Genomic DNA, 24,590 nt, shown 5'->3' on the forward strand with positions numbered 1-24,590 from the left:
TAGACATCGGGACATGAACGACCCCACGGGCGCGACCCGCTTTGCGCGGATACGCGCCCATCTGGAATCGGTCCGCGTCGCGGCGGGGCCGCGCGCCTGGGCCTATGAGTTCCTGCTGTTCGGCTTCAAACAGGGCTGGGCCTGCCTGTTCGGCGGACTGATGCTGGCGCTGCTGCTCGCGACCCATCTTTTCTATCCCGCCGGCGCGCCGCTGCATCGCTATGATTTCCTGACCCTGGCCGCAGTCGCGATCCAGATCGCGATGCTGGCCCTGCGGCTGGAAAGTCCGCGCGAGGCACTGGTGATCTGCGCCTTCCACCTGATCGGCACGATCATGGAATTGTTCAAGACCCATGCGGGAAGCTGGGTCTATCCGGAGGCCAGCCTGCTCCATATCGGCGCCGTTCCGCTCTTTTCCGGCTTCATGTATGCCGCCGTCGGCAGCTATATCGCGCGGGTCTGGCGCATCTTCGACTTCGGGTTCAGCCGCTATCCGCCGGTCTGGGCGACGGTGCTGCTGGCGAGCGCCATCTATGTCAATTTCTTCGCCCATCACTGGCTGCCCGATGTGCGGATCGCCCTGTTCGCCGCCGCCATCCTGCTGTTTGGGCGAACCTGGATCTGGTTCACGCCCTGGCGGGAAGCACGGCGGATGCCGCTGCTGCTCGGCTTCTTCCTGGTCGCGCTATTCATCTGGCTGGCGGAGAATATCGGCACCTTCTCCAATGCCTGGACCTACCCCAGCCAGCGCCATGGCTGGGAGATGGTCAGCCTGATGAAACTGGGCGCCTGGTATCTGCTGATGATCATCTCCTTCGTGCTGGTCTCGCTGATCCACGGCATAAGGCGGGTGGATCAGATCAGATAGCCGACCTCATACAGGCCCCAGCGGCGGCCGGCGAAGCGCAGCGGCACGAACACGCTGCGCAGTGCCCGGTAGCGCCCCTCTCCCAGATTCTGGCGATAGGTGAAGAGGTAGAAATCATCGTCGCCGTCGAGCGCGCGGCGGGTCTGGGCGTCCATGAAGATTTGCCGGTTGCGGGCATGTTCCATGTTCCAACGCGGATCGCCGATGCGCTGCGGCTGGCTGCGCGCGCTGATATGGGTGGGCAGATAGCCGTCCATGTCGATCAGGCAGCAGCCGATGATGGTCGCGTCCTTCGCGGTATGGCGGTCGAGCAACGGCCGCACCCGCAGATCGGCATAGGCGGTGAAACCGGTCTGATATTGGGTCGGTTCGGACCCCGCGATCGGTCGATGGCTGCGATCGAACAGCGCCTGTTGCGACAATTCGCCGCGGGCCAGTGCATCCTCGATCAGCGCCGTAACCTCGGCCGCGCCATCCTCGGCCAGCGCGATATAATGGCTGTTGCGGGTGCGCAGCCGGCTCTGCGCCGCCGTGTTGAGCATGTCGTTGGCCAGGCTCTCCAGCGTCTCGATCTTGTCGCGGGCCATGTCGACACGTCCCGCACTCTCGGTCGAGGAGCGGCCGAACAGCGCCAGCCCCTGGTCCAGCGCCGCGACATGAGCGTCCGCCTCGTCGGTGCAGGCGACGATCGCGCTGGATCGCTCGCCGAACTGGGTCACGAGCGAGGCGATTTCCGCCATCGACAAGCGCAGTTGGTCGATATGGGTGCCGACGTCGCGGCCGCGCTGGATATTCGCCTCCACCCCGCCGATCAGATGCCGGGCATCGCGGTCGAGCTGGCCAAGCTTGCTGCCGACCGAGGCCGAGGATTCGGCCGCCTGTTCGGCCAGCCGGCGGATTTCCTCCGCCACCACGGCAAAGCCCATCGTCGCCTCGCCGCCGCGCGCCGCCTCGATCGCCGCGTTGACGCCCAGCAGGCGGGTCTGGCGGGCGATCGTGCCAAGCTGATCGGAAATGCCGCCCACCGCCTCGATCACCTGCAGGAACTGGCGCAGATGGCCTTCAAGGCCGGTGACATGTTCGACCAGCCCCGCCACCTCGCCCAGCGACAGGGTGATGACATCATGCCCCTCGGCAATGATGCGCCCGGCGCGCCCGGCGGTGAGGCTCAGTTCCTGGGCCGCCGCCACGCTCTCATTCTGGCTGGCGGTCAGCGTCTGCATGTTCGCCTGCAAGTCCGACAGGCGCGCCGAATCGCCCTGGATCCGGCGGTTCACTTCGCCCAGAAATCCAGCGGTTTCGCTGCATTGCAATGCTATGTCGCCCGACCGTTCCCCCAGGTCAGCCAACAATTCTCCGTTTTCCAAGCCGCCCCCGCAACTTAACTGTCACAATGAATACTGAACTGTTTACCGTGCGGCGCAACACTTAATATTTCGCCAATGCGATCCGCCCGACGCTTGCATCGCCCGCCGCGCTGGCCGACAAGATCGGCACCATGATGCTCAATTTCCTCGACGCGCTGCGCGCCGCCGGCATCCCCGCCAGCATCAAGGAGCATCTGCTGCTCCTGGAGGCGCTGGACCGCGACGTGATCGAGCGACGGCCGGAGGATTTCTATTATCTCGCCCGCGCCACCTATGTGAAGGATGAGGGGCTGATCGACCGGTTCGACCAGGTCTTTGCCCGCGTGTTCAAGGGGCTGCTGGGCCAGGACGGGGTTGAGGCGGAGATACCCGAGGAATGGCTGCGCCTGGTCGCGGAGAAGTTCCTCAGTCCCGAGGAGATGGAGAAGATCAAGTCGCTGGGCGACTGGGACGAGATCATGAAGACGCTGAAGGAGCGGCTGGAGGAGCAGAAGGAGCGCCATCAGGGCGGCAGCAAGTGGATCGGCACCGGCGGCACATCCCCTTTTGGCCATGGCGGCTATAATCCCGAAGGCGTGCGGATCGGGGGGACAAGCCGACACAAGCGCGCCATCAAGGTGTGGGAAAAGCGCGAATTCGCCAATCTGGACAGCAATCGCGAGATCGGGACCCGCAACATCAAGGTGGCGCTGCGCCGGCTGCGCCGGTTTGCGCGGGAGGGGGCGGCCGACGAACTGGACCTGGACGCGACGATCCGCGGCACCGCCCGGCAGGGCTGGCTCGACATCCGGATGCGGCCCGAGCGGCACAATGCGGTCAAGCTGCTGCTGTTCCTGGACGTGGGCGGATCGATGGACCCGCATATCAAGCTGTGCGAGGAGCTGTTTTCCGCCGCGACCAGCGAATTCAAGAATATGGAATTCTTCTACTTCCATAACTGCCTCTATGAAGGCGTGTGGAAGGATAATCGCCGCCGCTTTGCCGAGCGCACCCCGACCTGGGACGTGCTGCACAAATATGGCCATGACTATAAGGTGATCTTCGTCGGCGACGCGGCGATGAGCCCCTATGAGATCAGCCATCCGGGCGGGTCGGTGGAGCATATGAACGAGGAAGCGGGTGCCGTCTGGCTGCAGCGCGTCACCCATACCTATCCCGCGACCGTGTGGCTGAACCCCGCGCCGGCGGAGCATTGGGGCTACAGCCAGTCCACCCGCATCATCCGTGACCTGATGAGCGAGCGCATGTATCCGCTGACCTTGGAGGGGCTGGATGAGGCGATGCGGGAATTGACGCGCAAGCGGTAGGATCGGCCTCTGCGGCGCGCGGGCATATCCGACAGGTCAAAGAGCCATCCGCATAGTGGCTGAGGGGTGCGGTGTAGGACAGCGCGAATTTGTTGCCCTAGGGTTGGTCGGTCAGGCGGATGACGCGACAGTATATTTCGGCCCGAAGTTCACAGTGTCGTCGGGCCATTTCGGGCCTTTTGCACCTGTCACGCGCCCGCGACGCGACACCGACGCGCCTGTGGCGCGACTATTGCGTCACGATCAGGGTCACTGTCCCGCACCACCGACGCGACAGTCAGGCGACAGGGACGCGACAGCGGCGCGACAATTCTGGACATGTTTGCGTGAGGGGGACGGTTTTTCATGGCCGGAGTAGATCATGAACGGGCCGAATAGGACAGAGGGTGCGCGCCCTTGGTTGGGTCGCACTCGCAAAGCAAGAAAAGCGGGATGCCGGGTCAAGCCCGGCATGACGGGATGGGGATGGAAGCTAGCGACCACTTGCGGACGTTTCCTACTCCCCTCCCTTCCAGGGAGGGGCTGGGGGCGGGTGCGCCGCGTAGCGGCGGTCTACGGTCGATAGGGCAGAAGCTCGCTACGCTCGCCACCCACCCCAACCCCTCCCTGGAAGGGAGGGGCTATGTCTTGTTCCAACCCAACTCCGTCATCCCCACTCAGCGTGGCGGATGGAGGCCGGGGATATTGTCGATCGTGACCCAGCCCTGCACATAATTGGCATAATAGAGGCCGAACAGGACGGCCGAGAGCAGGGTTGCGCGCAGCATGACGCGACCGGGACGGAAGTTGCTGGGGGCGCTGTCCGCCTGGCCTTTCAGCAGTAGCTCGCCCGTCTCGTCGGGCGTGCGCAGGCCGAAGGGCAGGACGAGGAAGGCGCTGATCACCCAGAACAGCACATAGATGGCGAAGATGGCGTACCAGTTCATCCGGCCCGCCCGTTATTGCAGCGCATGCCTCTACCCTCTCCCGTCACAGCGGCGTTTCGCTCGCTATGACGATTCAATTTTGATCGGCCCGAGCCTAAAGGCTTCCGGCTGTCAACGAAAGCGCCGTTCGCGTTGCTCCCGCAGGATAGCGAACGGCGCTCTCTTATATCATGCGCGGATCAGCAGTACGTCGACGATCGGCTTCTTGCCGGTCCAGCGGGTCGCGGTGCGGCGCACGGCGAGGCGCAGGCGTTCGCGCAGGGCTTCCTGCTCCATCGATCCCTTGGCGACGGCCGCCGCCGCTTCCTCGGCCGCTTCGGCGAGGAAGGCGTCCTTGTCTTCCTCCACCGGCACGCCCTGGGTGCGCAGCACGGGTTCGCCGATCAGGCGGTTCTTCGCGTCGAGCGCCACGGCGACGCTGATCTGACCGTGCAGGCCGAGCTTGCGCCGTTCGTTCATGGTCGCGCCGTCGGCGGGCAGGATGACGTCGCCGTCGAGGACCAGACGGCCGGTATCCTCATGGCCGATGATCGTCGGCTTCCCCGGTGCCAGGCGCAGCAGGTCGCCGTTCGACTGGACCACGGCATCGGGGATGCCGGTGGCGAGGCCAAGCCGCGCCTGTTCCGCCATGTGGCGGCGCTCGCCATGAACCGGCAGCAGGATGGCGGGGCGGATCCAGCGATACATGGATTCCAGTTCCGGACGGCCCGGATGGCCCGAGACATGGACCTCGGCCTGGCGGTCGGTCACCATGATGATGCCCTTGGTCGCCAGCGCATTCTGGATGCGGCCGATCGCGATTTCATTGCCCGGAATCTGCTTGGACGAGAAGACGACGGTGTCGCCCTCGGCCAGCTTGATCGGGTGGCTGTCAAAGGCGATGCGCGAGAGCGCGGCGCGCGCCTCGCCCTGGCCGCCGGTGGCGATGAACATCACTTCCGAACGCGGCAGGTCCATCGCATCATCCCAGTCGACCAGCGGCGGGAAATCCTTGAGATAACCGGCGGCCTTGGCAGTGCTGATAATGCGGTCGAGCGAGCGGCCGGCGACGCACAGCTTGCGCCCGGTGGCGGCCGCGACCTCGCCCAGCGTCTGCACGCGCGCGGCGTTGGAGGCGAAGGTCGTGACCAGCACGCGGCCCTTCGCCGCTGCGACGGTCTGCATCAGGCCATCGCGCACCGTGCTTTCAGAACCCGATGGTTCTGGATTGAAGACATTGGTGCTGTCGCACACCAAGGCCAGCACGCCCTCGTCGCCGATCGCGGTCAGTTCCTCCGGGGTGGAGGGCTGGCCAAGCAGCGGGGCGGCGTCCAGCTTCCAGTCGCCGGTGTGGAAGATGCGGCCGTGCGGCGTATCGATCAGGACGGCATTGCCCTCCGGGATCGAGTGGGCCAGCGGCACATAACGGAAGCCGAACGGGCCGAGATTGAAGCTGCCCTCATTCTCGATGACGTGGAGCTTGACCTCCTTGGTCAGGCCCTCTTCCTCCAGCTTCAGGCGGATCAGGCCTGCAGTGAAGGGCGTGGCATAGAGCGGCACGCCCAGGTCCGCCGCGAGGTAGGGGATGGCGCCGATATGGTCTTCATGGCCATGGGTCAGCACGATGCCGAGTAGGTCGTCCTTGCGCTCCTCGATGAAGGCAAGGTCGGGCAGCACCAGCTCCACGCCGGGATAAAGCGGATCGGCAAAGGTCAGGCCGAGGTCCACCATGACCCATTTGCCCTGGCAACCATAAAGATTGACGTTCATGCCGATCTCGCCCGAGCCGCCGAGGGCCAGGAAGAGCAGCTCGTCCTTGGGTGTCATTCTGTCTGTAAACTCCGTTCGTACAGCAATGCGAGGCCCTGGATCGTCAGGTCGGGCGCGATCGCATCGAAAATATCGCTATTGTCATTGAAGAGGACAGCGAGTCCTCCGGTCGAAATCACTTTGGTCGGGCGGCCGATCTCGGCCCGCATCCGGGCGACCAGCCCCTCCATCATCGCCACATAGCCCCAGAAGACGCCGATCAGCATGGCGTCGGCCGTGGTCCGACCGATAACCGATCGGTTCTCTGGCGGGGCGATCGCGATGCGGGGCAGCTTGGCCGCGGCCGCCACCAGCGCATCGAGCGACAGGTTGATGCCCGGCGCGATGATGCCGCCCTTATAGGCGCCGCGATAGTCCACCACATCGAAAGTCGTCGCCGTGCCGAAATCGATGACGATCAGGTCGCCCTCATAAAGATGGTGGGCCGCGATCGCGTTTACAACCCGGTCGGCGCCGACCGAGGCCGGTTCCGCCACGTCCAGTTCGATGCCCCAGTCGACCGGCGACTGGCCGGCGACCAGCGCGGTCGTCTTGAAATATTTGTCGGCCAGCACCTGAAGATTATGCAGCGCGCGCGGCACGACCGTGGCGACGATCACCGCGTCGACATCGGCCATGGCATAGCCTTCCAGCATCAGCAGCTGGTTCAGCCACACGGCATATTCGTCGGCCGTGCGGCGCGGGTCGGTGGCGATGCGCCAGCGCGTCTTGATCTCACGCCCGTCGAGCAGCGCGAAAACGACATTGGTGTTGCCCGCGTCGATCGCGAGAAGCATGGCCGAACCCTCAGATGAGAAAGATATCGCCGGCATGAATGGCACGGGTATCGCCATTCGCCAAGCGCAGGATCAACATGCCCTGGCTGTCGAGCGTGCCGAAGCCACCCTCCACCACGTCGCCATCGGGCTGGACGACACGCATCGGCGTGCCGGTCGGATGGGCGTTGAGCAGCCAATGGGTGCGCACCGGATCAAGTCCCTGGGCACGCCAGATCGCCAGCCAATGGCCGAAAAGCTGGGCGAGCCGTTCCAGCAGCGCGGCGGCGTCCGCGCCCTGCCCGTCCGCGCCTTGCGCGACGAGGCTGGTCACCGGACGGTCGAGCCCTTCCGGGAAATGGGTGACATTGATGCCGATGCCGACCACCACGGCATCGCCGGTGCGTTCCAGCAGGATGCCGGCGATCTTCGCGCCGTCGACCAATATGTCATTGGGCCATTTGATCCGCGCCTGTCCGGCACAGAGCGGCGCGACCAGCGCATGGACGGCGTTCGCCGCGACCAGCGCCAGCGTGTGCGCCATCGGGTCGCCCGGCTGCAGCCGGATCAGGGTGGAGCAATAGAGATTGCCGACCGGACTTTCCCACGCCCGGCCCAAACGACCGCGGCCTCCGGACTGTCGCTTTGCGCGCAGCCAGAGGCCCTCGGTTTCACCCTGCTCCGCCAATGCCAGCATGTCGGCATTGGTGGAGCCGGTTTCTTCTACGGTGCGAAACTGCGTCAGAACAGCGAAGCCGCCGCAGCCGCGCTGGCCTTGTCCAGCAGCGGGTTGAGCAGATAACCGAAGACGATCACGATGGCGCAGGCAGCCATGATGATATTCTCGACCGCCCCGCCCTTCGCCTCATAGGGCGCGGCCGGTTCGTCGAAATAGATCGTCTTGATGATCTTGAGATAATAGAAGGCGCCGATCACCGACATGGCGATGCCGAAGGCGGCGAGCGCGGTCAGATTGGCGGCGACCGCGGCATCGAACACCAGGAACTTCGCCCAGAAGCCGAACAGCGGCGGGATACCGGCCATCGAGAACATGAAGATCGCGAAAGCGGCCGACAGGCCCTTGCGCGACTGCGACAGGCCGGCAAGGCTGGCGATCGTGTCGACCGGCTTGCCGTCGGCGGTGCGCATCTGGAGGATGCAGGCGAAGGCGCCGATGGTCATGACGACATAGATCGCCATGTAGCTCATCGTCGCGGCAACGCCGGCGGGCGTGCCGGCGGCGAGGCCGACCAGCGCGAAGCCGACATTGTTGATCGACGAATAGGCCATCAGACGCTTGAGGCTGGTCTGGCCGATCGCCGCGACTGCACCGAACAGGATCGAGGCGAGCGCAACGAAGATGATGATCTGCTGCCAGTCGAGGCCGGCCGGGCCAAGCGCTTCGATCGCGACGCGGACCATCAGGCCCATCGCGGCGACCTTGGGCGCGCTGCCGAAGAAGGCGGTGACCGGGGTCGGCGCGCCTTCATAGACGTCGGGCGTCCACATGTGGAACGGCACGGCGCTGATCTTGAAGGCGAGGCCCGCGAGCACGAAGACCAGGCCGAACAGCTCGCCCTTCGACACGCCGTCACCCATGGCAATGGCAATGCCGTCAAACGCGGTCGAACCGGTGAAGCCGTAGAGCAGCGAGATGCCGTAGAGCAGGATGCCGCTGGCCAGCGAACCGAGCACGAAATATTTGAGGCCCGCTTCCGACGACTTCTCGTCCTGGCGCATGAAGCTGGCCAGCACGTAGGATGCGAGGCTGTTCATTTCCAGGCCGACATAGAGCGTCAGCATGTCACCGGCCGAGACCATCATGCCCATGCCGATGGCGGCAAAGACGATCAGGACGGCATATTCGGGACGCAGCGCGCCGCCGGTGGCGAAGAAGCGCGGGGCCAGCAGGATGGCCGCACCGGCCGCGCCATAGATCAGCGCCTTGGCGTAGACCGAGAAGGCGTCGGCACGGACCAGGCCGTCGAACGCGACCGGGCCATGCGCCATCGAGGTGCAGAGGCTGAGGCCGGCGGCGAGCAGTGCCAGCACTGCCAGCCAGTTGACGGCATGGGTCGAGCGGTCACCACCGAAGGCGGCGATCAGCATCAGCACCAGGCCAGAGCCGGTGAGGATGAGTTCCGGCAGTACGGCCAGAAGGGAAGCGGTTTCGATCATTAGTGCGCCTCCCCGTGCGCAGCGGCTTCTTCATGATGGCCCTCGCCTACCGGCTTGGGCGCACCCATCTTGATCTGGGAATCTCCTGCGGGAGCCGCAGGGGCGAGACGCGCTTCGAGCGCGCGGATGTCGGGACGCATCGGGGCCAGGAAGCTTTCCGGATAGACGCCCATCCAGAGCACCGCCGCGGCAATCGGGGCGAGCAGCCAGATTTCACGCGCCGACAGGTCAGGCATGGCGGCGGCATCGGCGTTCACCTGATCGCCGTAGCAGATGCGGCGATAGAGGTAGAGCATATAGGCCGCACCCAGGATGATGCCGGTGGTGCAGATCAGTGCTGCCCAGGTCGAGACCTGATAGATGCCCATCAGCGACAGGAATTCACCGACGAAGTTGCTGGTGCCCGGCAGACCGACCGAAGCCATGGTGAAGAGCAGGAACAGCACGGCGTAGCGCGGCATGTTGATCGCGAGGCCGCCATAGCGGTTGATCTCACGGGTGTGCAGGCGGTCATAGATGACGCCGACACAGAGGAACAGCGCGCCCGAGACGAGGCCGTGGCCCAGCATGACCATCATCGCGCCTTCCAGGCCCGCCTGGTTGAAGGCGAACAGGCCGATGGTGACGATCGCCATGTGCGCGACCGACGAATAGGCGATCAGCTTCTTCATGTCCGACTGAACCAGCGCGATGAGGCTGGTATAGACGACGGCGACCATCGACAGGCCCCAGACCCAGGGCGCGAGCTGCGCCGAGGCTTCCGGGAACATCGGCAGCGAGAAGCGGATGAAGCCATAGCCACCCATCTTCAGCAGCACGCCTGCCAGGATGACCGAACCGGCGGTCGGCGCCTGAACGTGCGCGTCGGGCAACCAGGTATGGACCGGCCACATCGGCATCTTCACCGCGAAGCTGGCGAAGAAGGCGAGGAACAGCCAGATCTGGATCTTCGGATCGAAGTTGTAGGCCATCAGGTCGGGGATGCGGGTCGTGCCGGCCTCATGCACCATCCACATCATCGCGATCAGCATCAGGACCGAGCCGAGCAGCGTGTAGAGGAAGAATTTGTACGAGGCGTAGATACGGTTCGCACCACCCCAGATACCGATGATCAGATACATCGGGATCAGGCCGGCTTCGAACATGATGTAGAAGAGGTAGAGATCCTGCGCGGTGAAGACGCCGATCATCAGCACCTCCATGAACAGGAACGCCGCCATATATTCGCCGACGCGCTTGTTGATCGCGTTCCAGCTGGCGCCGATGCAGATCGGCATCAGGAACACGGTCAGCGCGATCAGCAGCAAGGCGATGCCGTCGATCCCGAGCGCCCACGCGAAGCGGCCGAAGATCGGCGCATATTCGGTGAACTGCCACTGGGCGCCTGCGCCCGACTGATCGAAGTTGACCCACAGGACGATGCCCAGGACCAGATCGACCAGCGTGGCGATCAGCGCAATCCAGCGCGCATTATTGGCGCCAGCGAAGAGGCAGGCGATGGCACCAGCCATCGGCACTGCCATCATCAGGGAGAGGATGGGGAAGCCGTCCATTATCGTGTCATCGCCCAGGTTGCAGCCGCGGCGAGGCCAATCAGCATCACCAGCGCATAGGTGTAGAGGTAGCCGGACTGAAGCCGACGGGTGATCTTGTTGCCCTGCACGACCAGAGCAGCCAGCCCGTTGGGGCCGAAGCGGTCGATGAAGCCGACGTCACCGAACTGCCAGAAGAAGCGGCCGATGGCGAAGGCGGGCTTGACGAACAGGAAGTTGTACAGCTCGTCAAAATACCACTTGTTGAGCAAGAACTGGTGCAGGGCGCCGAAGGTGGCGACAAAGCGCTGCGGCCAGTCGGTGTTCTTGATGTAGGCGAGCCAGGCAATGACCAGGCCGGTCAGCATCACGGTGAACGGACCGAACTTGACCCAGGTCGGCACTTCATGCGCGGCGTGCATCAGGTGGCTGTCGAACGCGAGCGCGCCCTTCCAGAACTCGATGCCCCCTTCCGGACCAATGAACTGGTCGTGGAAGACGAAGCCGGCGAACACGGCGCCCAGGCTGAGCACCAGCAGCGGGATCAGCATGACCAGGCCGCTTTCATGCGGATGGTAGCCACCGGTGCCGTCGCCAGCGTCATGGGCATGATGGTCATGGCCATGATCGGCGTGGGCGTGGGCATGATCGTCATGACCATGGCCCGCATGGGCGTGATCGTCATGGCCGTGGCCGTGATCGTCATGCCCATGGGCATCATGGAGCGCATGCTGGATATGCTCGGACTGGGTCCAGCGCGGCTTGCCGAAGAAGGTCAGGAAGACCAGGCGCCAGCTGTAGAAGCTGGTCAGCAGCGCGGCGAACACGCCGACATAATAGGCACCGATGCCCGCACCGCCCGACGCGAAGGCCGCTTCGAGAATGCCGTCCTTCGAATAGAAGCCGGCGAAACCGACGCCGACGAGCGGCAGGCCGACGCCCGTGATGGCGAGCGTGCCGAGCGTCATGGTCCAGAAGGTCACGGGGATCTTCTTACGCAGGCCGCCATAGTAGCGCATGTCCTGCTCATGGTGCATCGCATGGATGACCGAGCCGGCGCCCAGGAACAGCAACGCCTTGAAGAAGGCATGGGTGAAGAGGTGGAACATCGCCGCGCCATAGGCGCCGCAACCGGCCGCAAAGAACATGTAGCCCAGCTGCGAACAGGTCGAATAGGCGATGACGCGCTTGATATCGGTCTGCACGGTGCCGACGGTGGCGGCGAACAGACAGGTGGCGGCACCGACATAGGTGACCACGGTCAGCGCGGTCGGCGACATTTCGAACATCGGCGACAGACGGCAAACCATGAAGACGCCAGCGGTGACCATGGTGGCCGCGTGGATCAGCGCCGACACCGGGGTCGGGCCTTCCATCGCGTCGGGAAGCCAGGTGTGGAGGCCAAGCTGTGCCGACTTGCCCATCGCGCCGATGAACAGCAGCAGGCAGAGCACGGTCATGGTGTCAAAGCGGTGTCCCAGGAAGCCGATGGTCGAACCGGCCATCGACGGGGCCATTTCCAGGATTTCCGGGATCGAGATGGTATTGAACACCAGATAGGTGCCGAAAATGCCCATCATGAAGCCAAGGTCGCCGACGCGGTTGACGACGAACGCCTTGATCGCAGCCGCGTTTGCACTCGGCTTACGGAACCAGAAACCGATCAGCAGGTAGGAGGCCAGACCCACGCCTTCCCAACCGAAGAACATCTGCAGCAGATTGTTCGCGGTCACGAGCATCAGCATCGCGAAGGTGAAGAGCGAGAGATAGGCGAAGAAGCGCGGCTGATCCGGCTCTTCGTCCATATAGCCCCAGCTATAGAGGTGGACGAGGCTGGACACGCTGGTGATGACCACCAGCATGACCGCCGTCATGGTGTCGACCCGCAGCGCCCACTGGGCATCGAAGCTGCCGCTTTCGATCCAGGTGAAGACGGGCGCGACATAGGGTTCGGCGTGGCCGGTCAGGAAGCTGATGAAGATCGGCCAGGACATGGCGCAGGCTGCGAACAGCGCGCCGGTCGTGACGATCTTCGCCGGGATCTTGCCCAGGGCCTTGTTGCCAAGGCCGGCGATGGCTGCGGCGAGCAGCGGGAGAAGGACGATAAGCTGGATCATGGGATTTGGCTCAGCCCTTCATCCGGTTGACATCGTCGACGGCGATGGTGCCGCGACCACGGAAGTAAATGACGAGGATGGCGAGGCCGATGGCCGCTTCACCCGCCGCGACGGTCAGCACGAACATCGAGAAGACCTGGCCCACCAGATCGCCCAGGAAGGCGCTGAAGGCCACGAGGTTGATGTTCACGCTGAGGAGGATCAGCTCGATCGCCATCAGGATGATGATGACATTCTTGCGGTTGATGAAGATGCCGAGCACCCCCATCACGAAGAGGATGGCGCTGACCACCATATAATGTTGAAGGCCGATCACAGCTCCACCCCCTGCCCCACGGGCTGATTGATGTTGCGCACGGCGTCCTGCGGACGACGGCGGTTCTGCTTGGCAACATTCTGACCACGGACGCCGCCACGGGCACGATGGGTCAGCACGATGGCGCCGATCATCGCGACCAGCAGGACGATACCCGCCGCCTCGAACAGGAAGATGTAGCGGGTATAGAGAATGCCGCCGATCGCCTGGATGTTGGAAAGTTCCGGATTGGCCGGGGCCGCACGCTGCGCAAGCTCGATCGGACCGGCGCTCCACAGGCCGATGCCCAGGACGATTTCCGCCAGCAGCACCAGCGCGATCAGCAGGCCGAACGGCAGATAGCTGACGAAGCCGGCGCGCAGTTCGGCGAAGTCGATGTCGAGCATCATGACGACGAACAGGAACAGCACCGCGACCGCGCCGACATAGACGATGACAAGCAGCATCGCGATGAATTCGGCGCCGAGCAGGATCATCAGACCGGCAGCGTTGAAGAAGGCCAGGATCAGCCAGAGGACCGAGTGGACCGGGTTGCGCGACAATATCGTGAGCGCGCCGCTGCTCACCACCAGAATGGCGAACAGGTAAAAGGCGAGGACGTGGATCACAGGTTCATATTCCCTTTGACGCCGGCGGCTTAACGATAGGGGGCATCGGCAGCAAGATTGGCAGCGATGGCACGCTCCCACTTGTCACCGTTTTCCAGGAGCTTGGCCTTGTCGTAGATCAGCTCCTCGCGGGTTTCGGTCGCGAACTCGAAGTTCGGGCCCTCGACGATCGCATCGACCGGGCAGGCTTCCTGGCAGAAGCCGCAATAGATGCACTTGGTCATGTCGATGTCGTAGCGCGTGGTGCGGCGGCTGCCATCGTCGCGCGGCTGCGCCTCGATGGTGATCGCCTGCGCCGGACAAATGGCCTCGCACAGCTTGCACGCGATGCAGCGCTCTTCCCCGTTGGGATAGCGGCGCAGCGCATGTTCACCACGGAAACGCGGCGAAATCGGGTTCTTCTCGTACGGGTAGTTGATCGTCGCCTTGGGCTTGAAGAAATACTTCAAGGTCAGCCAGTGCGCCTTCACGAACTCCCAGAGGGTGAAGCTTTTGACGTAGTAACCGAGGCTCATTGTGCGCCTCCATAGCGCGTCAGCATGAGGAAGCCCGAAACCAGGAAGACGAAGAAGAGCGAGGTCGGCAGGAAGATCTTCCAGCCCAGCCGCATCAGCTGGTCATAACGGTAGCGGGGCACCGTCGCCTTCACCCAGGAGAAGACGAAGAAGAAGAAGGCGATCTTGAGCAGGAACCAGATGATGCCCGGCACCAGATACAGCGGCGCCCAGTCGAACGGCGGCAGATAGCCACCCCAGAACAGGATCGCGTTGAGGCCGCACATCAGGATGACGTTGGCATATTCGCCGAGCCAGAACAGGGCGAAGGCCATCGACGAATATTCGGTCTGGTAACCCGCGACCAGTTCGGATTCCGCTTCGGTCAGGTCGAACGGCGCGCGCGCCGTTTCCGCCATGGCCGAAATCAGGAACATGATCGCCATCGGGAACAGCAGCGGGTTGAAGCCGTTGCCGTTGAGGAAGCCATAATAGCCCTTCTGGCTTTCCACGATCGCCGACATGTTGAAGCTGCCGGCCCACAGCACGACGGTGATCAGGATGAAGCCGATCGAGACTTCATAGGAGATCATCTGCGCGCTGGCACGGATCGCGGAGTAGAAGGGATATTTGGAGTTGGACGCCCAGCCCGCCAGCACTACGCCATAGACGCCGAGCGACGAGATGGCGAGGATGTAGAGCAGGCCGACATTGACGTTCGACACCATCACGCCGACGCCGAAGGGGATGACGGCCCAGGCCATCAGCGCCACGGTGAAGGTGATGATCGGCGCGATCAGGAACAGCGCCTTGTTCGACGCCGAGGGAACGATGGTTTCCTGCAGGAAGACCTTGAGGCCGTCCGCGAAGGACTGAAGCAGGCCCAGCGGGCCGACGACGTTGGGACCACGGCGCAGCGCCATGGCCGCCCAGATCTTGCGGTCGGCATAGATGATCATGGCGACGGCCAGCATCAGCGGCAGTGCGATGACCAGAATGCCGATAATGGTCGAAAGCAGCCAGGCGCCCTCGAAAGGCAGGCCAAGGCCTTGGAAGAAAGCGGTCACTCTGCGGCCTCCGCGAAGCTTTCACCATGGATCAGCTCGGCCGAGCATTGCTGCATCGTCGGGCTGGCGCGGCAGATCGCGTTGGTGAGGTAGAAATCCTTGATCGGCGAACCCAGCTCGCCGGTCGCACCGGTCGGCAGCGACGGGACCGACCAGCCATAGTCGGCGATACCCTCGACGCCGAGCGCGGGAACCGCCTTGACCATTTCGGCGCGCAGCGCGTCGAAGCTGTCGAACGGCAGCTTGGCACCCAGCGCTTCCGACAGGGCGCGCAGGATCGACCAGTCTTCGCGGGCGTCGCCCGGCGCGAACACAGCCTTTTCACCGAACTGCACCCGGCCTTCCAGGTTGACGTAGGTGCCGGCCTTTTCGGCATAGCTTGCGCCCGGCAGGATCACGTCCGCCGCATGGGCGCCCTGATCGCCATGATGGCCGACATAGACCTTGAAGCTGCCCTCGAAGGCCGAATAGTCGACCTCGTCGGCGCCGAGCGAGAAGAGCAGCTTGGGCGCGGCAGCGGCCACGGCCTTGATGCCGCCCTTGGTCGCATAGCCCAGCATCAGGCCGCCCATGCGGGCCGCCGCGAAGTGCAGGACATTATAGCCGTTCCAGCCGTCCTTGATCAGGCCCAGCGTCTCGACCAGCGCCAGCGTGTCGCCATGCGCGCCGTCCTTGGCCAGCACGCCGCCACCGACGATCATCGCCGGACGGGCAGCGCCCTTGAAGGCTTCGACCACGGCGTCCGGCAGCTTGGCCAGCAGCGACGCGTCATTGCCCAGCCATTCGACCTTGTAGGTAAGGTCGAATTCGGGACCAACGGCGAAGACCTTCGCGCCCTTCTTGATCGCCTTGCGGATGCGGGTGTTCACCAGCGGCGCTTCCCAGCGCAGGTTGGTGCCGACCAGCAGGATGACGTCCGCGGTTTCGAGATCGGCGAGCGGCGTGTTGAACACCACCGACGACAGGCTCGACACATCGTAGGACAGGCCGGTCTGGCGGCCTTCCAGCAGCGAACCGCCGAGCTTTTCGACCAGCGCCTTGCCGGCGAACATGGTTTCGCAATCGAGCAGGTCGCCGGCGATCGCCGCGACGCTGCCGCCATGCTGGACAGCGGCGACGGCGGCGAAAGCTTCCGCCCAGGTCGCCGGAACCAGCTTGCCATCCTTGCGCACGAACGGCTTGTCGAGGCGCTTGCGGACCAGACCGTCGACATTGTGCCGGGTCTTGTCCGACGCCCACTCTTCGTTCACGTCGTCATTGATGCGCGGCACGGCGCGCAGCACCTGACGGCCACGGCTGTCGAGGCGGATGTTGGTGCCGACCGCGTCCATCACGTCGATCGCATGGGTCTTCTTGAGTTCCCACGGACGCGCTTCGAATGCGTAGGGCTTCGACGTCAGAGCGCCGACCGGGCAGAGGTCGACCACGTTGCCCGACAGCTCGCTCTTGGCGGCATGTTCGAGATAAGTGGTGATCTGCATATTCTCACCGCGATAGATCGCGCCGATTTCCGGCACGCCCGCGACTTCTTCCGCAAAGCGCACGCAACGGGTGCACTGGATGCAGCGGGTCATGACCGTCTTGACGATCGGACCCATATTCTTCTCGGTGACGGCGCGCTTGTTTTCGTCATAGCGCGACGAGCCGCGGCCATAGGCCACCGACTGGTCCTGAAGATCGCACTCGCCGCCCTGGTCGCAGATCGGGCAATCCAGCGGGTGGTTGATGAGCAGGAACTCCATCACCCCTTCGCGGGCCTTCTTGACCATTTCGCTGTCGGTGCGGATTTCCTGGCCTTCCGTGGCCGGAAGCGCGCACGAAGCCTGCGGCTTGGGCGGTCCAGGCTTCACCTCGACCAGGCACATGCGGCAATTGCCGGCGATGGAAAGGCGCTCATGATAGCAGAAACGGGGGATTTCCTTCCCCGCCTGCTCGCAAGCCTGGAGGACTGTGGCGCCCGCCGGGACTTCGAGTTCTACGCCGTCTACTTTGACCTTCGGCATGGTTACTCCGCTGCCTCCATGACGGGGGCACTACCCTTGTTCTCGTTGATCCGGCGCTCGATTTCCGGACGGAAGTGCCGGATCAGCCCCTGGATCGGCCATGCCGCCGCGTCGCCGAGCGCGCAGATGGTGTGGCCTTCAACCTGCTTGGTCACCTGGAACAGCATGTCGATTTCGCTCTGGTCGGCGTCGCCGGTGCGCAGACGCTCCATGACGCGCCACATCCAGCCGGTGCCTTCGCGGCACGGCGTGCACTGGCCGCAGCTCTCATGCTTGTAGAAGTAGGAGAGACGCGAAATGGCGCGGACGATGTCGGTCGACTTGTCCATGACGATGACGGCGGCGGTGCCAAGGCCGGAGCCCAGCGCACGCAGGCCGTCGAAATCCATCGGCGCGTCCATGATCTCCTTTGCGGGAACCAGAGGCACCGACGAACCGCCGGGGATGACCGCGAGCAGATTGTCCCAACCGCCACGAATGCCGCCGCAATGGCGGTCGATCAACTCGCGGAACGGGATCGACATCGATTCCTCGACGACGCACGGCTTGTTCACATGGCCGCTGATCTGGAACAGCTTCGTGCCGCGGTTATTCTCGCGACCGAAGCCGTTGAACCAGGCCGCGCCGCGACGCAGGATCGTCGGCGCAACCGCGATCGATTCCACATTGTTCACAGTGGTCGGGCAGCCATAGAGACCTGCGCCCGCCGGGAAAGGCGGCTTCAGGCGGGGCTGGCCCTTCTTGCCTTCGATGCTTTCGATCTGCGCGGTTTCCTCGCCGCAGATGTAGGCGCCCGCGCCGCGATGGACGAAGACGTCGAAATCATAGCCCGAACCGCAGGCATTCTTGCCGATGAAGCCCTTTTCATAGGCCTGTTCGACGGCGGAGAAGAGCACCTTCGCCTCATAGATGAACTCGCCGCGAATATAGATGTAGGCGGCACGCGCCCGCATCGCGAAACCGGCGATCAGCGCGCCCTCGATCAGCTTGTGCGGATCGTGGCGAATGATTTCGCGGTCCTTGCACGAACCCGGTTCGGATTCGTCGGCGTTGATGACCAGGAAGCTGGGACGGCCGTCCTTGCTTTCCTTGGGCATGAAGCTCCACTTCATGCCGGTCGGGAAGCCGGCGCCGCCACGGCCGCGCAGGTTCGACGCCTTGATGGTGTCGATGATCGCGTCCTGGCCGATTTCCATCAGCTTCTTGGTATTGTCCCAATCGCCACGCTTCATCGCGGCGTCGACGCCCCAATCCTGGAAGCCGTGGACGTTGGTGAAGATGCGGTCCTTGTCGGACAGCGGCCCGACGAAGGGGGCCGGAGTCGGAGCTGCTGCGGGTGCATCGGTCATGCCGTCGCTCCTTCGTTCCATTGACCGCGATAGTCGTGATTTTCGCCGACCATCTCCTTGAGGGTGGTCGGGCCACCTTCCGGCGCGCTGGTCTGACGATCGATCTGCGGGCCGATCTTGGGCTGGCCGCCGGCGGCCAGCGTTTCCAGGATGGCGATGGTGCTGTCGTAGGTCAGATCTTCGAAATTATCGTCGTTGATCTGGACCATCGGCGCGTTGGCGCAGGCCCCAAGGCATTCGACCTCATTGAGGGTGAACAGGCCGTCGGGGGTCGTGCCGCCCTTGACCAGGCCCTTGTTCTTGCACGCGGCGAAGACATCGTCCGACCCGCGCAGCATGCACGGCGTCGTGCCGCAGACCTGCACATGATAGCGGCCGACCGGCGCCAGATTGTACATGGTGTAGAAGGTCGCGACCTCATAGACGCGCATGTACGGCATATCGAGCTGGCGCCCGATATATTCCATGACCGGAACCGGCAGCCAGCCATTGGTCTGCGTTTCCGCACCGACCTGACGCTGGGCCAGGTCGAGCAGCGGCATCACCGCCGACTGCTGGCGACCGGCGGGATAGCGCGCGATGACCTTCTTGGCCTGCTCGGCATTTTCGGGCGTCCACTCGAACGCGCCCCAGCGCGCGCGGGTTTCGGCCTCATCGGGGATATGAACTGCGTCAGCCATTATCGGTCACATTCTCCGAACACGATGTCCATCGCGCCCAGTACAGCGGTTGTATCGGCCAGCATGTGGCCCTTCATCATGAAGTCCATCGCCTGCAGATGGCTGAAGGCGGTCGGGCGGATCTTGCAGCGATAGGGCTTGTTGGAGCCGTCGCTGACCAGATAGACGCCGAATTCGCCCTTGGGGCTTTCGGTCGCCACATAGACTTCGCCCGCGGGGACGTGGAAGCCCTCGGTATAGAGCTTGAAGTGGTGGATCAGCGCTTCCATCGACTTCTTCATCTCGCCGCGCTTGGGCGGGGAGACCTTGCGGTCGAAGCTGGCGATCGGCCCTTCGGGCATCTCGTTGAGGCACTGCTTCATGATGCGCGCGGACTGGCGCACTTCCTCGACGCGGACCATGAAACGGTCATAGCAGTCGAACGCAGTGCCGACCGGAACGTCGAAGTCCATGCGGTCATAGACGTCGTAGGGCTGCGCCTTGCGGATGTCCCAGGCGATGCCCGAGCCACGCAGCATCGGGCCGGAGAAGCCCCACTTCAGCGCGTCTTCCTTGCTGACGATCGAAATGTCGACATTGCGCTGCTTGAAGATGCGGTTGTCGACGACCAGGCTCATCGCGTCCTCGAACAGGCGCGGCAGACGGGTGTCGAGCCAGTCGGCGATGTCGGTCAGCAGCTTGAGCGGCACGTCCTGATGCACGCCGCCCGGCCGGAAATAGGCCGAGTGCATGCGGGCGCCCGACGCGCGCTCGAAGAAGTTGAGGCAGTCCTCGCGAATTTCGAACAGCCACAGGTTCGGCGTCATCGCGCCGACGTCCATGACGTGCGAACCCAGGTTCAGCATGTGATTGCAGATGCGGGTCAGTTCCGCGAAGAACACGCGCAGATATTGCGCGCGCAGCGGCACTTCCAGGTTCAGCAGCTTTTCGACCGCCAGGACATAGCTATGCTCCATGCCGAGCGGCGAACAATAGTCCAGCCGGTCGAAATAGGGCAGCGCCTGCATATAGGTTTTGTGCTCGATCAGCTTTTCGGTGCCGCGATGCAGCAGGCCGACATGCGGGTCGCAGCGCTCGACGATTTCGCCGTCCAGTTCCATGACCAGACGCAGAACGCCGTGCGCCGCAGGGTGCTGCGGACCGAAGTTGATCGTGTAGTTCTGGATTTCCGTGTCACCATAGGCCGGGTCGGCCGCATCGGTGACATGATCCATCTTTTCGAGATAGTCGGACATCAGGCCTTACCTTCGGGCTTGGCAGCCCCCTTGCCTTCATCGGTTTCGGCGGCGGGCTTGGCCGGCGCGTCGGCCGACTTTTCCTCGGCCTTCTTGTTGGCGGCATCGCCAGCACCGGTGTCGGCCTTGCTTTCCGTCGCCTTGGGCGTGGGTGCGGCTGCGGGCGCAGCAGCAGGTGCTGCGGCCTTTTCGTCACCCGGCAGCACGTACTGCGCGCCTTCCCAGGGCGACATGAAGTCGAAGCTGCGGAAGTCCTGGGCCAGCTTCACCGGCTCATAGACGACGCGCTTGTCTTCTTCGGAATAGCGCAGCTCGACATAGCCGGTCAGCGGGAAGTCCTTGCGCTGCGGATGCCCCTTGAAGCCATAATCGGTCAGGATGCGACGCAGGTCGGTATTGCCGTCGAAGATGACGCCATACATGTCGAACACTTCGCGCTCCAGCCAGCCGGCGACCGGCCAGAGGTGCGTGACGGTCGGCACCGGCGTATCCTCGTCGGTCGATACCTTCACGCGAACGCGATGGTTCCGCGTGACGCTCAGCAGATGGTAGCAGACCTCGAACCGGTCCGGACGCTCCGGATAGTCGACGCCGGCGATTTCCATCAGCTGCTGATAATGGCCCATGTCGCGCAGCGCGACCATGGCGTTGGCCAAATCCTCGCGCACGACGGTAAAGCTCAGTTCGTCGGCATGGTCGACGGTTTCGACCAGCATCGAACCCAGCAGGGCGGCGATTTCCTCGGCAATCCCCTCGGGGTTCACGATCTTGGGTGCAGAATGGCCCATATTAACGCTCAATCGTCCCGATCCGGCGGATCTTCCGCTGCAGCTGCATGATACCGTAGAGCAGAGCCTCGGCAGTCGGCGGGCAACCCGGCACATAGATGTCGACCGGCACGATGCGGTCGCAGCCACGGACCACCGAATAGCTATAGTGGTAGTAACCACCGCCATTGGCGCAGCTGCCCATCGAAATCACATATTTCGGGTTGGACATCTGGTCGTAGACCTTGCGGAGCGCCGGAGCCATCTTGTTGCACAGCGTGCCGGCGACGATCATCACGTCCGACTGACGCGGAGACGCGCGCGGCGCGGCGCCGAAGCGCTCCATGTCGTAGCGCGGCATGTTGACGTGGATCATTTCCACCGCGCAACAGGCGAGACCGAAGGTCATCCACCACAGCGAACCCGTGCGGGCCCACTGGAACAGTTCCTCGGTCGAGGTGACAAGGAAGCCCTTGTCGCTGACTTCACTGCTGAGCGCGTTGAAGAAGTCCTGGTCGGGCTGCGTCCCCATTGGCGGCATGGTGCCGGGAATGGGGCTGGTCAGTTCTACTCCCAATCGAGTGCTCCCTTCTTCCACGCATAGACGAGGCCGAGCACCAGCTCCGCTATGAAGATCATCATCGTCGCCCAGCCGGCCCAGCCGATCTGGTCAAGGCTCACCGCCCAGGGAAAGAGGAATGCCGCTTCCAGGTCGAAAATGATGAACAGGATGGCGACAAGGTAGAAACGCACGTCGAACTGGCTGCGCGGCTCTTCAAATGCGGGGAAGCCGCATTCATATTCGGACAGCTTGGCAGGATCGGGCTTGTGCGCACCGGTCAGGCGGCCAACCAGCATCGGCAAGAAGACGAAGGTGCTGGAGAGCAGCAGAGCGATCCCGAGAAAGATCAGGATCGGCAGATATTGGCTGAGATCGACCAATGGAATCCCCTGGGCGAAAATTGTTCTGGGGGGCCTTTAGGCCTGCTGCATATGCGAAGCAAGGGGCGAACCTATGAGAATGATTCGCAACAATTGCAAAGGCTTGATCGCGTTACCAAAAGCGCAAGAGACGATTGCCGCAGACACAAAAAAACAGGCGCCGGACCACCTTTGGAAGCCCGAAGACTCGCCGCGGTGGGCCGACGCCCTTTGCTCTTAAATCAGAAGCTTAGCAGAGCCCGATTCACGCCATCGGCGGAAGCGCGGAGCGCCTCCCCCAATCGCGACCAGGCTCTTAGCGCAGCGCGCCTGCGACCAGCTTGTGCAGCTTGCTGTGGGTCGCGTCATTGCCGGCGATCACTTCCTTGCGGTCGATCATCTGGTCGCCGCCGCGGAAGTCGCTGACGAAGCCACCAGCTTCGCGCACCATCAGGATGCCAGCCGCCACGTCCCAGGGCTGGAGGCCGCTTTCCCAGAAGCCGTCATAGCGGCCCGAGGCGACATGGGCGAGGTCGAGCGAGGCGGCACCGAAGCGACGCAGGCCGGCGACCGAAGGCGCCACCGCACCGAAGATGCGCGTCCATTCGGCCATGTTGCCATGACCCATGAACGGAATACCGGTGGCGATCAGGCAGTCGGCGAGGTCACGACGGGCCGAGACGCGCAGGCGCTGATCATGACGCCAGGCCCCGCGATTCTTTTCCGCCCAATAGCTTTCGTCGGTGACCGGCTGGTAGATCAGGCCCGAGGTCACTTCGCGCTTGCCGCCGAACAACGGCTCCTCGACCGCGATCGAGATGGCGAAGTGCGGGATGCCATGCAGGAAGTTGGTGGTGCCGTCGAGCGGATCGATGATCCAGCGCGGCTTGTTGGGATCTCCTTCGATTACCCCGCCCTCTTCCAGCAGGAAGCCCCAGTCGGGACGCGCCTTCTGCAATTCCTCGACCAGCGTCTGTTCGGCCTGCTTGTCGGCCTTGGACACGAAGTCCGCCGGCCCCTTGCGCGATACCTGCAGATGCTCGACCTCGCCGAAGTCGCGGCGCAGCTTGGAGCCGGCCTTGCGGGCGGCGCGTTCCATGACGGTGAGAAGGCCGGAATGGGATACCATGTAAAATCTCCGCCGCCCCGGTGGGCGGCCTTTGCTTTATTTCTTGGGGGCGGGCTTGGCGGCGGCCGGACGATAGCCACAGGTGCCGGCGATCACCGCCAGCATCTGCGAGGGATCCTTGCGGTTCACCTTGCCCGGATTGCCCGCGATCACCTTGTCGGTCGCCGCACTGATCTGCGACAGCGAATTGCTGTAGAGGCATTCGAACAGCGCGGTCTTGACCGGCTGTTCGACCTCCTTCGACTCCAGCGCGCTGCTGATGACCTGCAGCACATAGGCCGCACTGTCGATCTGCGCCTTGGACGGCTTGTTGACCGTCTGGGCAGGGAGCGCAGCCGGCACAGCGCCGATCGCGAGGATGGCGGCGACTGCCGTGCTGCGCCCGAACCGCATCAGTCGGCCCGCTTCACATATTCGCGCTCATAGACATCGACCACGATGCGCGTGCCGGTGACGATGTGCGGCGGAACCATGACGCGGACGCCATTATCGAGGATCGCCGGCTTGTAGCTGGCCGATGCGGTCTGGCCCTTCACCACGGCGTCGGCTTCGACGATGGTCGCTTCGACCGTCTCGGGCAGCTGGACGCTGATCGGACGTTCTTCATACATTTCCAGCATGACCATCATGCCGTCCTGCAGGAAGGCGGCGGCATCGCCGACCAGGTCCATCGGCAGGTTGATCTGGTCATAGGTTTCGGTGTCCATGAACACCAGCATGTCACCCTCGGGGTAGAGATACTGGAAATCCTTGGTGTCGAGGCGGATGCGCTCGACGCTCTCGGCCGAGCGGAAGCGGACATTGTTCTTGCGGCCATCGATCAGGTTCTTCAGCTCCACCTGCATATAGGCGCCGCCCTTGCCGGGCTGGGTGTGCTGAATCTTGACGGCGCGCCACAGGCCACCCTCATATTCGATATTGTTGCCGGGACGAATGTCCACGCCGCTGATCTTCATGGGAAGAGCCTGCCTATATGTCTGAATGTGGAAAAGAGCCGGCCTCTGCGAGGCTGGCCGCGCCTTTACCGCGAGACGGCGCCAAGGGCAAGAGGGCGGCGTTTCCGCTTAACTTCGCACATTTCCCGCACATTTTGAAATTCGCTTTCCTACTTGAGCAATTTTCGGTCGCGGCTGGCCCCGATGATAGCCGATCGCGGGCCGAT

General features: G+C 63.6%; 24 protein-coding genes. 2 read left to right on the top strand and 22 right to left on the bottom strand.

The features are described from left to right. The first annotated feature begins 13 nt into the window (after positions 1-13). Complete coding sequence (locus DIZ22_RS10400; RefSeq protein WP_048937327.1) at positions 14-868, top strand: DUF817 domain-containing protein; 855 nt, start codon at positions 14-16, stop codon at positions 866-868. Here the strand turns inward: DIZ22_RS10400 and DIZ22_RS10405 are convergent. Further along, positions 856-2,220 carry a methyl-accepting chemotaxis protein gene (locus DIZ22_RS10405; RefSeq protein ID WP_172438601.1) on the bottom strand — a complete coding sequence of 455 codons (1,365 nt, stop codon included), beginning with the start codon at positions 2,218-2,220 and terminating at the stop codon, positions 856-858. The two genes, DIZ22_RS10400 and DIZ22_RS10405, sit on opposite strands and share 13 nt — an antisense overlap. A 146-nt stretch (positions 2,221-2,366) precedes the next feature. On the opposite strand from DIZ22_RS10405, the gene DIZ22_RS10410 reads away from it, so the two are divergent. Next, entirely contained in the window at positions 2,367-3,542 is a 1,176-nt protein-coding gene (locus DIZ22_RS10410; RefSeq protein ID WP_048937329.1) for a VWA domain-containing protein, read from the top strand. A gap of 656 nt (positions 3,543-4,198) precedes the next feature. Here DIZ22_RS10410 and DIZ22_RS10415 read toward each other — a convergent pair. From DIZ22_RS10415 to efp, 21 genes are all read right to left on the bottom strand, one after another. Beyond that, entirely contained in the window at positions 4,199-4,468 is a 270-nt protein-coding gene (locus DIZ22_RS10415) for a DUF1467 family protein (RefSeq protein ID WP_007714730.1), read from the bottom strand. Between the two features lie 168 nt (positions 4,469-4,636). After that, positions 4,637-6,274, bottom strand: a complete 1,638-nt coding sequence (locus DIZ22_RS10420) for a ribonuclease J (protein ID WP_037507521.1) — start codon at positions 6,272-6,274, stop codon at positions 4,637-4,639. Continuing rightward, positions 6,271-7,053 (bottom strand): type III pantothenate kinase, encoded by a 783-nt coding sequence (locus tag DIZ22_RS10425; protein WP_037507523.1) that lies wholly within the window; start codon positions 7,051-7,053, stop codon positions 6,271-6,273. Before DIZ22_RS10425 ends, DIZ22_RS10420 begins: the two co-directional genes overlap by 4 nt. Before the next feature lie 10 nt (positions 7,054-7,063). Beyond that, a complete protein-coding gene (locus DIZ22_RS10430) occupies positions 7,064-7,777 on the bottom strand; it encodes a biotin--[acetyl-CoA-carboxylase] ligase (RefSeq protein ID WP_080993553.1) in 714 nt (237 codons plus the stop codon). Then, complete coding sequence (nuoN, locus tag DIZ22_RS10435; RefSeq protein ID WP_048937332.1) at positions 7,774-9,210, bottom strand: NADH-quinone oxidoreductase subunit NuoN; 1,437 nt, start codon at positions 9,208-9,210, stop codon at positions 7,774-7,776. Before nuoN ends, DIZ22_RS10430 begins: the two co-directional genes overlap by 4 nt. Continuing rightward, positions 9,210-10,763 (bottom strand): NADH-quinone oxidoreductase subunit M, encoded by a 1,554-nt coding sequence (locus DIZ22_RS10440; RefSeq protein WP_007714750.1) that lies wholly within the window; start codon positions 10,761-10,763, stop codon positions 9,210-9,212. The genes nuoN and DIZ22_RS10440 overlap by 1 nt, the downstream gene beginning before the upstream one ends. Continuing rightward, complete coding sequence (nuoL, locus tag DIZ22_RS10445) at positions 10,763-12,859, bottom strand: NADH-quinone oxidoreductase subunit L (protein ID WP_017501780.1); 2,097 nt, start codon at positions 12,857-12,859, stop codon at positions 10,763-10,765. Before nuoL ends, DIZ22_RS10440 begins: the two co-directional genes overlap by 1 nt. Positions 12,860-12,869: 10 nt before the next feature. Then, on the bottom strand, positions 12,870-13,175 hold the full coding sequence (gene nuoK / locus DIZ22_RS10450; RefSeq protein WP_004211745.1) for an NADH-quinone oxidoreductase subunit NuoK: 306 nt from the start codon (positions 13,173-13,175) through the stop codon (positions 12,870-12,872). Continuing rightward, positions 13,172-13,783 carry an NADH-quinone oxidoreductase subunit J gene (locus tag DIZ22_RS10455; RefSeq protein WP_004211740.1) on the bottom strand — a complete coding sequence of 204 codons (612 nt, stop codon included), beginning with the start codon at positions 13,781-13,783 and terminating at the stop codon, positions 13,172-13,174. The genes nuoK and DIZ22_RS10455 overlap by 4 nt, the downstream gene beginning before the upstream one ends. A 29-nt stretch (positions 13,784-13,812) precedes the next feature. After that, entirely contained in the window at positions 13,813-14,298 is a 486-nt protein-coding gene (gene nuoI, locus DIZ22_RS10460) for an NADH-quinone oxidoreductase subunit NuoI (protein ID WP_004211738.1), read from the bottom strand. Continuing rightward, entirely contained in the window at positions 14,295-15,344 is a 1,050-nt protein-coding gene (nuoH, locus tag DIZ22_RS10465) for an NADH-quinone oxidoreductase subunit NuoH (protein ID WP_017501781.1), read from the bottom strand. The genes nuoI and nuoH overlap by 4 nt, the downstream gene beginning before the upstream one ends. Then, the gene (gene nuoG, locus DIZ22_RS10470; protein WP_048937333.1) at positions 15,341-17,347 is read right to left on the bottom strand and encodes an NADH-quinone oxidoreductase subunit NuoG; all 2,007 of its coding nucleotides are present in this window, start codon (positions 17,345-17,347) and stop codon (positions 15,341-15,343) included. The genes nuoH and nuoG overlap by 4 nt, the downstream gene beginning before the upstream one ends. Before the next feature lie 2 nt (positions 17,348-17,349). Then, on the bottom strand, positions 17,350-18,696 hold the full coding sequence (gene nuoF, locus DIZ22_RS10475) for an NADH-quinone oxidoreductase subunit NuoF (RefSeq protein WP_122928170.1): 1,347 nt from the start codon (positions 18,694-18,696) through the stop codon (positions 17,350-17,352). Beyond that, positions 18,693-19,376, bottom strand: a complete 684-nt coding sequence (locus tag DIZ22_RS10480) for an NAD(P)H-dependent oxidoreductase subunit E (RefSeq protein ID WP_004211734.1) — start codon at positions 19,374-19,376, stop codon at positions 18,693-18,695. The genes nuoF and DIZ22_RS10480 overlap by 4 nt, the downstream gene beginning before the upstream one ends. Then, a complete protein-coding gene (locus DIZ22_RS10485) occupies positions 19,376-20,611 on the bottom strand; it encodes an NADH-quinone oxidoreductase subunit D (protein ID WP_048937334.1) in 1,236 nt (411 codons plus the stop codon). Before DIZ22_RS10485 ends, DIZ22_RS10480 begins: the two co-directional genes overlap by 1 nt. Then, positions 20,611-21,399, bottom strand: coding sequence for an NADH-quinone oxidoreductase subunit C (locus DIZ22_RS10490; RefSeq protein ID WP_048937335.1), 789 nt, complete (start codon positions 21,397-21,399; stop codon positions 20,611-20,613). The genes DIZ22_RS10485 and DIZ22_RS10490 overlap by 1 nt, the downstream gene beginning before the upstream one ends. Position 21,400: 1 nt before the next feature. Next, entirely contained in the window at positions 21,401-21,919 is a 519-nt protein-coding gene (locus DIZ22_RS10495; RefSeq protein WP_017501785.1) for an NADH-quinone oxidoreductase subunit B, read from the bottom strand. A 26-nt stretch (positions 21,920-21,945) separates the two neighbouring features. Further along, positions 21,946-22,320 carry an NADH-quinone oxidoreductase subunit A gene (locus tag DIZ22_RS10500; RefSeq protein WP_004211729.1) on the bottom strand — a complete coding sequence of 125 codons (375 nt, stop codon included), beginning with the start codon at positions 22,318-22,320 and terminating at the stop codon, positions 21,946-21,948. A 295-nt stretch (positions 22,321-22,615) separates the two neighbouring features. After that, positions 22,616-23,428: an inositol monophosphatase family protein gene (locus DIZ22_RS10505; protein WP_004211727.1), complete on the bottom strand. Its 813-nt coding sequence runs from the start codon at positions 23,426-23,428 to the stop codon at positions 22,616-22,618. 36 nt (positions 23,429-23,464) lie between these two features. Continuing rightward, a complete protein-coding gene (locus DIZ22_RS10510) occupies positions 23,465-23,821 on the bottom strand; it encodes a hypothetical protein (RefSeq protein ID WP_010337223.1) in 357 nt (118 codons plus the stop codon). Further along, entirely contained in the window at positions 23,821-24,384 is a 564-nt protein-coding gene (gene efp / locus DIZ22_RS10515; RefSeq protein WP_004211725.1) for an elongation factor P, read from the bottom strand. Before efp ends, DIZ22_RS10510 begins: the two co-directional genes overlap by 1 nt. Positions 24,385-24,590: the final 206 nt, after the last annotated feature.

The sequence above is a fragment of the Sphingobium sp. LF-16 genome (assembly GCF_003711185.1).
Lineage (GTDB): Bacteria > Pseudomonadota > Alphaproteobacteria > Sphingomonadales > Sphingomonadaceae > Sphingobium > Sphingobium yanoikuyae_A.

Excerpts from the sequence above, each read along its gene's own strand:
- DIZ22_RS10400 (WP_048937327.1), top strand. The coding sequence starts at position 14 with ATGAACGACCCCACGGGCGCGACCCGCTTTGCGCGGATACGCGCCCAT.
- DIZ22_RS10410 (WP_048937329.1), top strand. The coding sequence starts at position 2,367 with ATGATGCTCAATTTCCTCGACGCGCTGCGCGCCGCCGGCATCCCCGCC.
- DIZ22_RS10415 (WP_007714730.1), bottom strand. The coding sequence starts at position 4,468 with ATGAACTGGTACGCCATCTTCGCCATCTATGTGCTGTTCTGGGTGATC.
- DIZ22_RS10420 (WP_037507521.1), bottom strand. The coding sequence starts at position 6,274 with ATGACACCCAAGGACGAGCTGCTCTTCCTGGCCCTCGGCGGCTCGGGC.
- DIZ22_RS10425 (WP_037507523.1), bottom strand. The coding sequence starts at position 7,053 with ATGCTTCTCGCGATCGACGCGGGCAACACCAATGTCGTTTTCGCGCTG.
- nuoN (WP_048937332.1), bottom strand. The coding sequence starts at position 9,210 with ATGATCGAAACCGCTTCCCTTCTGGCCGTACTGCCGGAACTCATCCTC.
- DIZ22_RS10440 (WP_007714750.1), bottom strand. The coding sequence starts at position 10,763 with ATGGACGGCTTCCCCATCCTCTCCCTGATGATGGCAGTGCCGATGGCT.
- nuoL (WP_017501780.1), bottom strand. The coding sequence starts at position 12,859 with ATGATCCAGCTTATCGTCCTTCTCCCGCTGCTCGCCGCAGCCATCGCC.
- nuoI (WP_004211738.1), bottom strand. The coding sequence starts at position 14,298 with ATGAGCCTCGGTTACTACGTCAAAAGCTTCACCCTCTGGGAGTTCGTG.
- nuoG (WP_048937333.1), bottom strand. The coding sequence starts at position 17,347 with ATGCCGAAGGTCAAAGTAGACGGCGTAGAACTCGAAGTCCCGGCGGGC.
- nuoF (WP_122928170.1), bottom strand. The coding sequence starts at position 18,696 with ATGACCGATGCACCCGCAGCAGCTCCGACTCCGGCCCCCTTCGTCGGG.
- DIZ22_RS10480 (WP_004211734.1), bottom strand. The coding sequence starts at position 19,376 with ATGGCTGACGCAGTTCATATCCCCGATGAGGCCGAAACCCGCGCGCGC.
- DIZ22_RS10485 (WP_048937334.1), bottom strand. The coding sequence starts at position 20,611 with ATGTCCGACTATCTCGAAAAGATGGATCATGTCACCGATGCGGCCGAC.
- DIZ22_RS10490 (WP_048937335.1), bottom strand. The coding sequence starts at position 21,399 with ATGGGCCATTCTGCACCCAAGATCGTGAACCCCGAGGGGATTGCCGAG.
- DIZ22_RS10495 (WP_017501785.1), bottom strand. The coding sequence starts at position 21,919 with ATGCCGCCAATGGGGACGCAGCCCGACCAGGACTTCTTCAACGCGCTC.
- DIZ22_RS10505 (WP_004211727.1), bottom strand. The coding sequence starts at position 23,428 with ATGGTATCCCATTCCGGCCTTCTCACCGTCATGGAACGCGCCGCCCGC.
- DIZ22_RS10510 (WP_010337223.1), bottom strand. The coding sequence starts at position 23,821 with ATGCGGTTCGGGCGCAGCACGGCAGTCGCCGCCATCCTCGCGATCGGC.
- efp (WP_004211725.1), bottom strand. The coding sequence starts at position 24,384 with ATGAAGATCAGCGGCGTGGACATTCGTCCCGGCAACAATATCGAATAT.